Annotated in this window: 10 protein-coding genes and 1 pseudogene; 8 read left to right on the forward strand and 3 right to left on the reverse strand. The window is 60.3% G+C overall.

Features of this window, described 5'->3' with window-relative positions:
• The first annotated feature begins 110 nt into the window (after window positions 1-110).
• Window positions 111-758, forward strand: coding sequence for a MarC family protein (locus ACQ7C1_RS23365; RefSeq protein ID WP_430959962.1), 648 nt, complete (start codon window positions 111-113; stop codon window positions 756-758).
• Window positions 759-887: 129 nt separating this feature from the next.
• Here the strand turns inward: ACQ7C1_RS23365 and ACQ7C1_RS23370 are convergent, their stop codons facing one another.
• On the reverse strand, window positions 888-1,397 hold the full coding sequence (locus tag ACQ7C1_RS23370; RefSeq protein WP_183703302.1) for a single-stranded DNA-binding protein: 510 nt from the start codon (window positions 1,395-1,397) through the stop codon (window positions 888-890).
• Window positions 1,398-1,679: 282 nt separating this feature from the next.
• On the opposite strand from ACQ7C1_RS23370, the gene uvrA reads away from it, so the two are divergent.
• From uvrA to ACQ7C1_RS23385, 3 genes and pseudogenes are all read left to right on the forward strand, one after another.
• The gene (gene uvrA / locus ACQ7C1_RS23375; protein ID WP_430959963.1) at window positions 1,680-4,601 is read left to right on the forward strand and encodes an excinuclease ABC subunit UvrA; all 2,922 of its coding nucleotides are present in this window, start codon (window positions 1,680-1,682) and stop codon (window positions 4,599-4,601) included.
• A pseudogene (locus tag ACQ7C1_RS23380) lies at window positions 4,598-5,054 on the forward strand (GNAT family N-acetyltransferase). Before uvrA ends, ACQ7C1_RS23380 begins: the two are co-directional and overlap by 4 nt.
• A gap of 24 nt (window positions 5,055-5,078) precedes the next feature.
• Entirely contained in the window at window positions 5,079-5,885 is an 807-nt protein-coding gene (locus tag ACQ7C1_RS23385; RefSeq protein WP_430959964.1) for a DUF72 domain-containing protein, read from the forward strand.
• A gap of 20 nt (window positions 5,886-5,905) precedes the next feature.
• On the opposite strand, the gene ACQ7C1_RS23390 is transcribed toward ACQ7C1_RS23385, so the two are convergent.
• Entirely contained in the window at window positions 5,906-7,378 is a 1,473-nt protein-coding gene (locus ACQ7C1_RS23390; RefSeq protein ID WP_430959965.1) for an NAD(P)H-hydrate dehydratase, read from the reverse strand.
• 343 nt (window positions 7,379-7,721) lie between these two features.
• Here ACQ7C1_RS23390 and ACQ7C1_RS23395 point away from each other — a divergent pair, with 343 nt between their 5' ends.
• The 3 genes from ACQ7C1_RS23395 to hspQ all read left to right on the forward strand — a co-directional run bounded on the left by ACQ7C1_RS23395 (window position 7,722) and on the right by hspQ (window position 10,037).
• The gene (locus tag ACQ7C1_RS23395; RefSeq protein WP_015339877.1) at window positions 7,722-8,060 is read left to right on the forward strand and encodes a P-II family nitrogen regulator; all 339 of its coding nucleotides are present in this window, start codon (window positions 7,722-7,724) and stop codon (window positions 8,058-8,060) included.
• 78 nt (window positions 8,061-8,138) lie between these two features.
• On the forward strand, window positions 8,139-9,548 hold the full coding sequence (glnA, locus tag ACQ7C1_RS23400) for a type I glutamate--ammonia ligase (RefSeq protein ID WP_085778160.1): 1,410 nt from the start codon (window positions 8,139-8,141) through the stop codon (window positions 9,546-9,548).
• 159 nt (window positions 9,549-9,707) lie between these two features.
• Window positions 9,708-10,037: a heat shock protein HspQ gene (hspQ, locus tag ACQ7C1_RS23405; RefSeq protein WP_097601118.1), complete on the forward strand. Its 330-nt coding sequence runs from the start codon at window positions 9,708-9,710 to the stop codon at window positions 10,035-10,037.
• A gap of 322 nt (window positions 10,038-10,359) precedes the next feature.
• On the opposite strand, the gene ACQ7C1_RS23410 is transcribed toward hspQ, so the two are convergent.
• Window positions 10,360-11,025, reverse strand: coding sequence for an invasion associated locus B family protein (locus ACQ7C1_RS23410; RefSeq protein WP_064691599.1), 666 nt, complete (start codon window positions 11,023-11,025; stop codon window positions 10,360-10,362).
• Between the two features lie 288 nt (window positions 11,026-11,313).
• Here ACQ7C1_RS23410 and ACQ7C1_RS23415 point away from each other — a divergent pair, with 288 nt between their 5' ends.
• Window positions 11,314-13,116, forward strand: a complete 1,803-nt coding sequence (locus tag ACQ7C1_RS23415) for an extracellular solute-binding protein (RefSeq protein ID WP_430959966.1) — start codon at window positions 11,314-11,316, stop codon at window positions 13,114-13,116.
• Window positions 13,117-13,125: the final 9 nt, after the last annotated feature.

Below are 13,125 nucleotides of genomic sequence, written 5' to 3' on the forward strand. Positions count from 1 at the left end.
GGCCGGACCGGACAAATCCGCCGCGGGCCGCCGCAGCATATTTGCCAAATCGAAATCGCCGCTTCACAATCGTAGAAAACCACGCACCCATATGGGCTTCCGGAGAGACGATGGCAAGCGCCGACCAGTTGATCAACGCCTTTACCACGCTCATCGTCACCATCGACCCGCCGGGGCTCGCACCGCTCTTCCTGGGGCTGACGATCGGCATGAGCCGGACCGAGCGCCGGCAGGTGGCGCTGCGCGGCTCGACCATTGCCTTTATCATCCTTGCCGTCTTTGCCCTGTTTGGCGCAGGCGTGCTCGGCGTGCTCGGGATCTCAATCGGCGCCTTCCGCCTCGCCGGCGGGCTCCTGCTCTTCTGGATCGCCTTCGAGATGGTGTTCGAGAAGCGGCAGGACCGCAAGGAGAAGACGACCGAGGTGGCGATCACCAAGGATCATATCGAGAATATCGCCGTCTTTCCCCTCGCCCTGCCGCTGATCGCCGGCCCCGGTGCGATCTCGGCGACCATTCTGCTTTCCGGCACACTGGCGACTTCAGTCGAAAAAGCCCAACTGATCGGCGTCATCGCCGCCATTCTGCTGCTGACCTTCCTCATGCTGCTGATTGCTGAAAGGCTCGACCGCTTTCTCGGCGTCACCGGTCGGGCGATCCTCACCCGCCTGCTCGGCGTCATCCTCGCAGCCCTTGCGGTGCAGTTCGTCGTCGACGGCGCGAAAGCCGCGCTCAATCTCATCAGCGCGACTCAGCATTGAAATGGCAGCACATGTTCGGGGTGGGTGACCCGACGAGATCAACTGCCGTGACATCAAAGAAAAAGAGCATGACGCCGGCCCGGACATCATGCTCTCGGATGCTCTCACAAAGCTAGAACAGGCGGCCGATCAAAACGGGATGTCGTCGTCGAGATCGCGCGAGAAATTGCCGCCACCACCGCCGCGGCTCGGCGAGGAGGATGACGGGGCGCCGTAGTCGTCGCCATAATCATTGTTGCTGCTGCCCCGGCCGCCGCCAAAGCCGGAGCTCGCGCCGCCGCCATCGCCGCGGCCGTCGAGCATCGTCAGCGTCGAGTTGAAGCCCTGCAGCACGACCTCGGTCGAGTAGCGGTCCTGGCCCTGCTGATCCTGCCACTTGCGGGTCTGCAGCTGGCCCTCGACATAGAGCTTGGCGCCTTTCTTCACATATTGCTCGACGACTTTGCAGAGGCCTTCGTTGAAGACGACCACAGTGTGCCATTCGGTCTTTTCGCGGCGCTCGCCCGAATTGCGGTCGCGCCAGGTTTCCGAGGTCGCGATACGGAGGTTGGCGATCGGCCGGCCATCCTGAGTGCGGCGGATTTCGGGGTCTGCACCCACGTTTCCAACCAGAATTACCTTGTTCACGCTACCAGCCATGCTTTTCACCCTGCCTGCCGCCCTGCCCGGCGGCGTTAATCGATCAGCGCACCTTAAACCATAGCGAACCGCAGATGCGCGCGAACGGTGTTTAATCCACAGTTTATCCCATCAGAAAGCCGCATGCATTCATCAGGAATTTTGTTCTTTATTTGTTCTAGTTTATCCGTATGATCCTGTCAACAGAATCGAAAACCTTGAGTCATCCAGGATATTCAGCCTCGACTCGCCCGCCGGCATCACTAAATAAGGGCTGTTATCCAGAAAACCAAAGCAGAGACGATGAGCGAACTGAAGACGATCTCCATCCGCGGCGCGCGCGAGCACAATCTGAAGAGTATCGATCTCGATCTGCCGCGCAACAAGCTGATCGTCATGACCGGTCTTTCGGGCTCGGGCAAATCCTCGCTCGCCTTCGACACGATCTATGCCGAGGGCCAGCGGCGCTATGTCGAGAGTCTGTCGGCCTATGCCCGGCAATTCCTCGAAATGATGCAGAAGCCCGATGTCGACCAGATCGACGGGCTGTCGCCTGCCATTTCGATCGAGCAGAAGACCACCTCGCGCAACCCGCGCTCGACGGTCGGCACCGTCACCGAGATCTACGACTACATGCGCCTGCTCTTTGCCCGCGTCGGCGTTCCCTATTCGCCGGCGACCGGCCTGCCGATCGAGAGCCAGACCGTCACCCAGATGGTCGACCGCATTCTCGCTTTGGGCGAGGGCACGCGCCTTTACATTCTCGCGCCGCTCGTGCGCGGCCGCAAGGGCGAATACAAGAAGGAACTGGCGGAACTGATGAAGATGGGCTTCCAGCGCGTCAAGGTTGACGGCCAGTTTTACGAGATCGCCGAGGCGCCTGTTCTCGACAAGAAATACAAGCACGACATCGACGTGGTGGTCGACCGTATCGTCGTGCGCCCGGATGTGTCGGCGCGTCTCGCCGACAGCCTTGAAACCTGCCTGAAGCTCGCCGACGGCCTGGCGATCGCCGAATTCGCGGACAAGCCGCTGCCGCCGGAGGAGACCTCGGCCGGTGGCTCTGCCAACAAGTCGCTGAACGAGACGCATGAGCGCGTGCTGTTTTCGGAAAAATTCGCCTGCCCAGTCTCGGGCTTCACCATTCCGGAAATCGAGCCCAGGCTCTTCTCCTTCAACAATCCCTTCGGCGCCTGCCCGACCTGCGACGGTCTCGGCGCCCAGCAGAAGATCGATCCCGACCTGATCGTGCCCGAACCGGAGCGGACGCTGCGCGACGGGGCGATCGCGCCCTGGGCCAAGTCGACCTCGCCCTATTACAACCAGACGCTGGAAGCGCTCGGCAAACATTACGGCTTCAAGCTCGGCACCCGCTGGAACGACCTGTCCGACGAGGCCAAGGACGTCATCCTCAACGGCACCGACGACAAGATCGAGTTCCACTACGCCGACGGCGCCCGTTCCTATACCACCCACAAAAATTTCGAGGGCATCATCACCAATCTCGAGCGCCGATGGAAGGAGACGGATTCCGCCTGGGCGCGCGAGGATATCGAGCGCTTCATGTCGGCCGCCCCCTGCCCGGCCTGCAACGGCTATCGCCTGAAGCCGGAAGCGCTGGCGGTGAAGATCAATAAGCTGCATATCGGCGAAGTGACCGAAATGTCGATCCGCATCGCGCGCGACTGGTTCGAGGCGTTGCCGGCGACATTCAATGCCAAGCAGAACGAGATTGCCGTCCGGATCCTCAAGGAAATCCGTGACCGCCTGCGCTTTTTGAACGATGTAGGCCTGGAATATCTAAGCCTGTCACGCAATTCCGGCACGCTGTCGGGCGGCGAGAGCCAGCGCATTCGCCTCGCCTCGCAGATTGGCTCGGGCCTGACGGGCGTGCTCTACGTACTCGATGAACCATCCATTGGCTTGCATCAGCGCGATAATGCCCGGCTGCTCGACACGCTGAAGCACCTGCGCGACATCGGCAACACCGTCATCGTCGTCGAACATGACGAGGATGCGATCCTGACGGCCGACGACGTGGTCGACATCGGCCCGGCCGCCGGCATACACGGCGGCCAGGTCATCGCCCATGGCACGCCACAGGATATCATGGACAATCCGAAGTCACTCACGGGCAAATATCTCTCCGGCGAACTGGGAGTTCCCGTTCCCGAGGAACGCCGCAAGCCGAAGAAGGGCCGCGAAATCAAGGTGATCGGCGCGCGCGGTAACAATCTGAAGAATGTCACGGCATCCATTCCGCTTGGCGTCTTCACGGCTGTGACCGGAGTCTCCGGCGGCGGCAAGTCCACCTTCCTGATCGAGACGCTCTATAAATCGGCGGCGCGCCGCGTCATGGGCGCGCGCGAAATTCCGGCTGATCACGACCGCATTGATGGTTTCGAGCATATCGACAAGGTGATCGACATCGACCAGTCGCCGATCGGCCGCACGCCGCGCTCGAACCCCGCGACCTATACCGGCGCCTTCACGCCGATCCGCGACTGGTTCGCCGGTCTGCCGGAAGCCAAGGCGCGCGGCTACCAGCCCGGCCGCTTCTCCTTCAACGTCAAGGGCGGGCGCTGCGAGGCCTGCCAGGGCGATGGCGTCATCAAGATCGAGATGCACTTCCTGCCCGATGTCTACGTCACCTGCGACGTCTGCCATGGCAAGCGCTATAACAGAGAGACGCTCGACGTCACCTTCAAGCAGAAGTCGATCGCCGACGTGCTCGACATGACGGTGGAAGAAGGCGTCGATTTCTTTGCGGCAGTACCCGCCGTGCGCGACAAACTGCAATCGCTGAAGGATGTCGGCCTCGGTTACATCAAGGTCGGCCAGCAGGCCAATACGCTCTCGGGCGGCGAAGCACAGCGCGTCAAGCTCGCCAAGGAGCTGTCGAAACGTTCGACCGGACGCACGCTCTATATTCTCGACGAACCGACGACCGGCCTGCATTTCCATGACGTCGCCAAGCTGCTCGAAATGCTGCACGAGCTGGTCAACCAGGGCAATTCGGTGGTGGTGATAGAGCACAATCTCGAAGTCATCAAGACGGCCGACTGGGTGCTCGATTTCGGCCCCGAAGGCGGCGATGGCGGCGGTGAAATCGTGGCTGTCGGCACGCCCGAGGCAATTGTCAGGGAACAGCGCTCCTATACCGGCCATTTCCTGAAAGAATTGCTGGAGCGGCGGCCTGCGAAGAAGGCGGTTGCGGCGGAATGACGATGAGTCTGGCGTCGCCTGATGATCTGGAAACGATCGCGACGCTGACGGCAGCCGCCTATCGTCCCTATACCGAGCTCTTCGGCGCTCCACCGATCCCCGTGACGGAGGATTGCGCGCCGCGGATTGACCGCGGCGAGGTCTGGCTGCGCGAGATCGGCGGCGAAACGGCCGGCCTCGTGGTCGCAGATCAGCATTCCGATTACCTCATGCAGCATCGCGGTCTCGCCGACCTTTCAGGGCGCCGGACATGGGCTCTCGATGTCGCGCTGGCTGGAGGGCAAGGCGCGGGGATGGGACATTCCGGAGATACGCCTCTACACAAATGCGCGGATGGAGCAAAATATCGCGCTTTATCGCGCCTTCGGATTTCAGGAAACGGGTCGGCGGCCGAGCCGTTATCGGCCAGCGTGGACGCTCGTCGATATGGCGAAAGAGATTAATGCAGCCTGAACGGCTGCGAACCGGGAGGACGACATGACAAAATCCGGCACTATCCGCACCGGCATCGGCGGCTGGACCTTCGAGCCCTGGCGCGGGCATTTCTTTCCCGCCGACCTGAAACAGAAGGACGAGCTGCATTATGCCAGCCGCCAGTTGAAGGTCATCGAGGTCAACGGCACCTATTACAGCACGCAGAAGCCGGCGGTTTTTGCCAAATGGGCAGCCGATGTGCCCGAGGGATTCATCTTTTCGCTCAAGGCGACGCGTTTCGTCACCAATCGGCGGGTGCTTGCGGAAGCCGGTGAATCGATGGAGCGCTTCCTCACCTCTGGAATCAGCGAGCTCGGCGATCATCTCGGGCCGCTGCTCTGGCAATTCGCCCCGACGAAAAAGTTCGATCCGGAAGATTTCGAGGCCTTCCTGAAGCTGCTGCCGGCAAAGCAGGATGGGTTGGCGCTCCGCCACGTCGTCGAGGTGCGGCACGATTCCTTCAAGGTGCCGGAATTCGTTGCTCTGCTTGCTAGATATGGCGTGGCGCCGGTTTGTGCCGAACATTTCGAGTATCCGATGATCGCCGATGTGACGGCCGATTTCGTCTATGCCAGGCTGCAGAAGGGATCGGATGACATCCCGACCTGCTATCCCGATAAGGATTTGAAGGCCTGGGCTAAGCGGCTCGAGACCTGGGCCGAGGGCAAGGTCCCGGACGATCTGCCGCTGATCGACGGGAAGCGCCAGGTCAAAGCCGAGCCGCGCGACGTCTTCGCCTTCATGATCCACGAGGGCAAGGTCAATGCGCCGCACGGGGCGATCGCCCTGCAGCAGTTGCTGGCGAAATAGGCGGTTGAGACTTAGCCGGGCTAAAGTGGCAACACCTCGGCCGCGAGCTCTTCCGCCGTCAGCCCCTTGCCGGCGCGCTGGCCAGCCTCTCCGTGCAGCCACACGCCGGCGGCCGCAGCCTCGAAAGTCGGCAGGCCCTGGGCGAGCAGTCCGCCGATGATGCCGGCAAGCACATCGCCGGAACCTGCGGTGGCAAGCCAGACAGGCGCATTGGTATTGATGAGCGCGCGCCCGTCCGGCGAGGCGATGACTGTGTCGGCGCCCTTATAGACGATCGCGGCATTGGCGCGGCGGGCAGCGGCAACCGCCTTGTCCACCTTCCCCAGTGCGTCGTCCTCGCCGATATCGGGAAAGAGCCGCGAAAATTCGCCCTCGTGCGGCGTCAGCACCAGACGCGGCTCGCCGCGAAACAGGGCGAAAAGCTGTTGCGGATCGTCCTTGAACGACGAGATGCCGTCGGCGTCGAGCACGAGCCGGCGATCGGCAAGCGCAGCGACGAAATCGCGTGCCCTTGCCCCCATGCCGAAGCCAGGACCGAGGACGAAAGTCTGCAGCCGCTTGTCGGACAGCCACTCCGCAAGGTCTGCCTCGTCATCGACTGCATGCAGCATGACCGCCGTGAGATGCGCGGCATTGGCGGCCATCGCTGCGCCGGGTGCGGCGATCGTTACCAGGCCGGCGCCGGCCTTCAAGCCGGAGACCGCCGACATACGGGCAGCCCCGGTCTTGTCGGCCTCGCCTGAAAAAACGACGAGATGACCGCGCTTGTATTTATGGGTTTCGAGCCGCGCGGCCGGCAACACGGCCTTCCAAGCCTCAGGTGTGTTCTCGGCGATTGCGCCGCCCGCCTCAGCCCGGATGATCCGAGCGGGAATGCCGATGTCGAAGACCTCCAACTCGCCGCAAAGCTCCCTTCCCGGCATCAGGAGATGGCCGGGCTTGCGGGTCATGAAGGTAATGGTGTTGCGAGCCTGGAAGGCAGCACCCAGCACCTTGCCGGTGCGGCCATCGACGCCGGAGGGCAGATCGATGGCGAGCACTGCAATACCGGCCTCGGCGACACGCTCCGTCAAGGCGGCCACATCGGCCGGCACCGCGCGCCCGAGCCCTGCTCCGAACAGACCGTCGATGACGACGTCACCGGCTTCCGGCCGGTAGAGGCCGAGCTCCTGTCCCTGCAATGGGCAGCCGGCACGAGCGCGGGCGGCATCGCCTTTCAGCTTTGCGGGATCGCCGAGATGAAAAAGCGCCACGGTCGCTCCGCTCTCCAGCAGATGCCTTGCCGCGACACAGGCGTCGCCCCCGTTGTTACCGGGGCCGCAGATCACGACGAAACGCATCGCCCCAGGATGAAGCCTGAGCGCGGCAGCCGCGGCGGCGGCCCCCGCCCTTTCCATCAGGCCGAAGGAATCGATTCCGGAAGCAGCCGCGGCCGCATCGATGGCGCTCATTTCGGCAGGCGTCACCAGAAGCTCTGAGAGATGTTTGCTCATGAGCCTATTCAATTAAAAAAACGCACAAAAAACAACCGTCTGAAGAGACGCGCAATGGGGCTAAATTTGTGCATTTGCTTATATTTTAATCGACTCGCAACCTGCTTTTTCAGTCGACGGAAAACCTGACTTTTTCGGTTTTCGGCCAATTTTTCTTCGATGGCGATGTTTTTCCACCTCTCTGGTCACCAAATCGACATTAAATCACCGACAGACGCGCCGGTTTCGACAAAATTGACGTCTTTTTTCAATAAGACGGATTTCAAACTGGCACGATATCTGCATCATGTCCGCGAGCGGGAACATCCCTGCGATAACAGGAGAAGCGGAGAGACATTTTCTCATGAAAAAGATCGAAGCGATCATTAAGCCCTTCAAGCTGGACGAAGTGAAGGAAGCCCTTCAGGAAGTCGGCCTGCAGGGTATTACAGTCACGGAAGCCAAGGGCTTCGGTCGTCAGAAGGGCCACACGGAACTCTACCGCGGCGCCGAATACGTTGTCGACTTCCTGCCGAAGGTGAAAGTCGAGGTGGTGCTGGCGGACGAGAACGCGGAGGCGGTCATCGAGGCCATCCGCAAGGCGGCTCAGACCGGCCGCATCGGCGACGGCAAGATCTTCGTCTCCAACGTCGAAGAGGTTATCCGCATCCGTACCGGCGAGACCGGCATCGATGCCATCTGACCGCTTTGCCAAGCGCGCAAAGTCCGATAGCGTCACCGCGCCCACCTATTGTTGTCACAAATTGGAGGAAGGTATTTAATGGCGACCGCAAGCGAAATTCTGAAGCAGATCCAGGAAAACGACGTCAAGTTCGTCGATCTGCGCTTCACCGACCCGAAGGGCAAGCTGCAGCACGTCACGATGGACGTTGCCAGCGTCGACGAGGACATGTTCGCTGACGGCGTGATGTTCGACGGCTCTTCGATCGGCGGCTGGAAGGCCATCAACGAATCCGACATGGTGCTGATGCCCGACACTGAAACGGTGCATATGGACCCGTTCTTCGCTCAGTCGACCATGGTTATCGTCTGCGATATTCTCGATCCGGTTTCCGGCGAAGCCTATAACCGAGATCCGCGCGGCACCGCCAAGAAAGCCGAAGCCTATCTCAAGGCATCCGGCATCGGCGACACGGTGTTTGTCGGCCCGGAAGCCGAATTCTTCGTCTTCGACGATGTCAAGTACAAGGCTGATCCCTACAATACCGGCTTCAAGCTCGATTCGACGGAACTGCCGTCGAACGATGACACCGACTATGAAACCGGCAACCTCGGTCACCGCCCGCGCGTCAAGGGCGGCTATTTCCCGGTTCCGCCTGTTGATAGCGCCCAGGACATGCGTTCGGAAATGCTGACGGTGCTCTCCGAGATGGGCGTGGTGGTCGAAAAGCATCACCATGAAGTCGCCGCCGCCCAGCACGAGCTCGGCATCAAGTTCGATACGCTGGTGCGCAACGCCGACAAGATGCAGATTTACAAATATGTCGTGCACCAGGTGGCCAACGCCTACGGCAAGACGGCGACGTTCATGCCGAAGCCGATCTTCGGCGACAACGGCTCGGGCATGCACGTGCACCAGTCGATCTGGAAGGGCGGCAAGCCGACTTTTGCCGGCGACGAATATGCCGGCCTCTCGGAGACCTGCCTGTTCTACATTGGCGGCATTATCAAACACGCCAAGGCGATCAACGCCTTCACCAATCCGTCGACGAACTCCTACAAGCGTCTCGTCCCAGGTTATGAAGCCCCAGTTCTGCTCGCCTATTCGGCCCGCAACCGCTCGGCGTCCTGCCGCATTCCGTTCGGCTCCAACCCGAAGGCCAAGCGCGTCGAAGTCCGCTTCCCGGATCCGACTGCCAACCCCTATCTCGCCTTTGCCGCCATGCTGATGGCCGGCCTCGACGGCATCAAGAACAAGATCCATCCGGGCAAGGCCATGGACAAGGATCTCTACGATCTGCCGCCGAAGGAGCTGAAAAAGATCCCGACCGTCTGCGGCAGCCTGCGCGAAGCGCTCGAAAGCCTCGACAAGGACCGCAAGTTCCTGACAGCAGGCGGCGTCTTCGACGACGACCAGATCGATGCCTTCATCGAACTTAAGATGGCAGAGGTGATGCGCTTCGAAATGACGCCGCATCCGGTCGAGTACGACATGTATTATTCGGCCTGATCGGCCGCAATGACGGAAAGTCCCGGTTCGCCGGGGCTTTCACCTCCCCGGGTCATGAACGCCAGAAGGAGGATATGACGTTCATGTGACGCGCTGGTGCAAAAATCTTGATTTGCACCGCACCAATCACCAAATTTGGTGATGAAAGGAAGTCGTACCATGAAAGAAAGACTAGCAAAGTTCAATATCGGCGAAGTGGTCCGGCATAAGGTATTTCCGTTTCGCGGCGTGATCTTCGACGTTGATCCGGAATTCGCGAACACGGAGGAATGGTGGAACTCCATTCCGGCCGAGGTGCGGCCGAGCAAGGACCAGCCGTTCTACCACCTGCTCGCCGAAAATGACGAAAGCGAATATGTCGCTTATGTCTCCGAGCAGAACCTGGTGAATGACGAAAGCGGCACGCCGCTTCGCAACCCTCAGATCTACCAGATTTTCGATCAGGCCCCGTCGGGGCAGTTCAAACCCAAGATGAGCTTCGCCCACTAGGAGCGGATGACCGACGAAATCAACAAGGCCTCGCATCTCCCGGCGAGGCCTTTCTTTTGGCCTACGGTAGGGGATGCCCCTTATCCGCCTGCCGACACCGATCTGGGTCGAGCCACTCGTCTCGACCCGTCCAGCGGACCCCCGCTCGCGGTGAGAAGGGAATATGCCGCAGCCCTCGCCCCCCCGCAAACTCTCGCATGGCACGTCCCCTCTCCCCGTCTTACGGGAGAGGGTTAGGGTGAGGCTATCCCCGTAGAGCGCAGAGATTACCAACAAAAAACCCGGCGCGAAGCCGGGTTTTTGTTCAAGCCTGTCGGCTAGATTACTGAGCCTTGGCAGCCTTTTGGGCGTCTTCCAGCTTTTTGCGGGCTTCTTCAGCCTTCTTCTGCATGCCTTCCTGCAGGCTGCGCTGGCTTTCGGCGAGCTTCGATTCGGAAACCGGTTCGCCGTCATAAGCGCCGGTGAAGCCTTCGAGCGAAATCTTGATCGGATTCGGCGCGCGGCGGAAGTTGATCGAGGTGAAGATCACATCGCTGCCCTTCTTGAGGCTGGCGATCATCGCGTCGGTCAGCGGAATTTCGGCAGTGCACTTGTCCGGCAGGCAGACGGCGTAGTCGAGCTTCTGGCCCTTGCCGCCATCGATTTGCATGCTGATGCCCGGAGGAATGAGGCGTGCCGTGGGAACCGAGACCTGCAGGAGCTTGCGGTTGATCTTGCCAGTGACCGAAATCAGGCCGACAGCCGTGACGAGCTGGCCGCCATTGGCGAGGATCAGGTTCTGGACAACACAGATGTCGTTGTCTTCCTGCTTGCTGCAGGTCTTGTACCAGCCAAGCTTCGGTGCGCCAGCGGCCTGTGCCGGAGCATCGGCCGGAGCCTGTGCCGCCGCATCCTGTGCGAAGGAGGAGACCGGAGCCGAAGCGGCGCCGAACATCACTGCCAGAACGGACAGTGCTGCCCGCATTTTCTTTTCAGACTTGAACATCATAACGAATTCCGTCTCCTGATATCCGTTCAGAGCAGCGACGTGCCGCCCCAACCATCGGGTCGTTCGGCACTCCACCTCATGGAAAAATAAGGCAAATGCATGACCCCAAAACTTCGGGTTCACCTGTTACATCGCAGCGTTCAAGATATCCAGCATTTCTTTGGCGATTTGCGACGCAATTTCATATGCCGCGGAAAGAAATGGCCCCTGCGTGTTGGAATTGGTCGACCCCATGCTAATCTCCGGCATGAATCATGCCCGTTTTTCGCGGAATTCAAGGATCGCCGAATGCTCCGGATCGTCATCCCTCTCGTCCTCTCGTTGCTGTGCGGCACCGTCGCCGCTGAGCCACTGCACGGCATAGCAATGCATGGCGAGCCGGCATTGCCGGCTGACTATAAGCACTTTCCCTACGTCGATCCCGACGTGAAAAAAGGCGGCAAGATCACCTATGGCGTCGTCGGCACTTTCGACAACCTCAACCCGTTCATCCTGAAGAGCATGCGCACGACAGCGCGCGGCATGTGGGATCCGGAATATGGAAACCTCGTCTACGAATCGCTGATGCAGCGCTCCCGGGATGAACCATTCACGCTTTACGGCCTGCTTGCCGAAACGGTCGAATGGGACGACGACAGAAGCTTCATCCAGTTCAACCTCAATCCGAAGGCGAAATGGTCCGATGGTCAGCCGGTGACGCCGGAGGACGTCATGTTCTCCTTCGATCTGATGCGTGACAAGGGACGCGTGCCCTATTCAGAACGCTTAAAAGTCGTCGCCAAGATGGAGAAGGTTGGCGAACACAGCGTGCGCTTCACTTTCAATGAGAAAGCTGACCGCGAGACGCCTCTGATTTTCGGCCTTTTCCCGGTATTGCCGAAACATGCGATCGATCCGGAAAGCTTCGACCGTACGTCGCTGACGCCGCCGGTCGGTTCCGGTCCCTATAAGGTGAAGACGGTGAAACCCGGCGAGAGTATCACATATGAGCGCGATCCAAACTACTGGGGCAAGGATATTCCCGCGAAGGTGGGGACCGACAATTACGACCAGATAACCGTTCAGTATTTTCTGCAGGATACAACGCTGTTCGAGGCCTTCAAGAAGGGGGACGTCGACCTCTATCCCGACGGCAATCCCGGCCATTGGGCTAACGCTTACAATTTTCCGGCGGCCACCTCTGGGGCCGTCATCAAGGACGTGTTCACGCCGAAACTGCCAAGCGGCATGCTCGGTTTCGTGTTCAACACGCGCCGGCCGATCTTTGCCGATCCAAAGGTGCGCGAAGGCCTGTCGCTGGTGTTCGATTTCGAATGGGCGAACAAGAACCTCTATTCCGGCGCCTATAAGCGCACCCAGAGTTTCTGGCAGAATTCCGAGCTTTCGAGCTTCGGCGTTCCCGCCAATTCAGCTGAGCTGGCTCTGCTGGGGCCGATCAAGGACAAGATCGCACCGGAGATTCTGAACGGGACGTATAAACTGCCGGTTACCGACGGCTCCGGCCGTGACCGCAACGTGCTGAAGCAGGCGGTCGGATTGTTGAAACAGGGCGGCTATACGATCCAGGGCGGCAAGATGGTCGACGCCTCCGGCCACCAACTCGCCTTCGAGATCATGACGCAGAATGCCGACCAGGAGAAGCTTGCCGTCGCCTATCAGCGTTCGCTGCAGACGATCGGCATTGCGGCTTCGATTCGCACAGTCGATGATTCGCAGTATCAGAGCCGGACGAACAGCTTCGATTACGACATGATCATCAAGTCCTATACTTCGTCGCTGTCGCCTGGAACCGAGCAACTCGGCCGCTGGTCTTCGGCAGCGCGCACTAAAGAGGGCAAGGATAGCTTTGCCGGCGCCAATGATCCCGATCTCGACACGCTGATCGATCACGTCTTGCGAGCACGCTCGGAAGAGGATTTCACTGCCGCCGTGCGCTCTTACGACCGGCTGCTGCTATCCAGCCACTACGTGCTGCCGCTGTACCATATGGACCAGCAGTGGGTTGCCCGCAGCAAGCGCATCGGCCATCCCGACGCGGTACCGCTTTACGGCTACCAGCTGCCGGTCTGGTGGGATACAAGCGCCCAATAGAAGCGGCCG

Origin of the sequence: Rhizobium sp. Nf11,1 (assembly GCF_050587665.1) — a bacterium.
Lineage (GTDB): Bacteria > Pseudomonadota > Alphaproteobacteria > Rhizobiales > Rhizobiaceae > Rhizobium.

What these genes read in the sequence shown, in the direction of transcription:
- ACQ7C1_RS23365 (WP_430959962.1), top strand. Translation starts at nt 111, where the DNA reads ATGGCAAGCGCCGACCAGTTGATCAACGCCTTTACCACGCTCATCGTC.
- ACQ7C1_RS23370 (WP_183703302.1), bottom strand. Translation starts at nt 1,397, where the DNA reads ATGGCTGGTAGCGTGAACAAGGTAATTCTGGTTGGAAACGTGGGTGCA.
- uvrA (WP_430959963.1), top strand. Translation starts at nt 1,680, where the DNA reads ATGAGCGAACTGAAGACGATCTCCATCCGCGGCGCGCGCGAGCACAAT.
- ACQ7C1_RS23385 (WP_430959964.1), top strand. Translation starts at nt 5,079, where the DNA reads ATGACAAAATCCGGCACTATCCGCACCGGCATCGGCGGCTGGACCTTC.
- ACQ7C1_RS23390 (WP_430959965.1), bottom strand. Translation starts at nt 7,378, where the DNA reads ATGAGCAAACATCTCTCAGAGCTTCTGGTGACGCCTGCCGAAATGAGC.
- ACQ7C1_RS23395 (WP_015339877.1), top strand. Translation starts at nt 7,722, where the DNA reads ATGAAAAAGATCGAAGCGATCATTAAGCCCTTCAAGCTGGACGAAGTG.
- glnA (WP_085778160.1), top strand. Translation starts at nt 8,139, where the DNA reads ATGGCGACCGCAAGCGAAATTCTGAAGCAGATCCAGGAAAACGACGTC.
- hspQ (WP_097601118.1), top strand. Translation starts at nt 9,708, where the DNA reads ATGAAAGAAAGACTAGCAAAGTTCAATATCGGCGAAGTGGTCCGGCAT.
- ACQ7C1_RS23410 (WP_064691599.1), bottom strand. Translation starts at nt 11,025, where the DNA reads ATGATGTTCAAGTCTGAAAAGAAAATGCGGGCAGCACTGTCCGTTCTG.
- ACQ7C1_RS23415 (WP_430959966.1), top strand. Translation starts at nt 11,314, where the DNA reads ATGCTCCGGATCGTCATCCCTCTCGTCCTCTCGTTGCTGTGCGGCACC.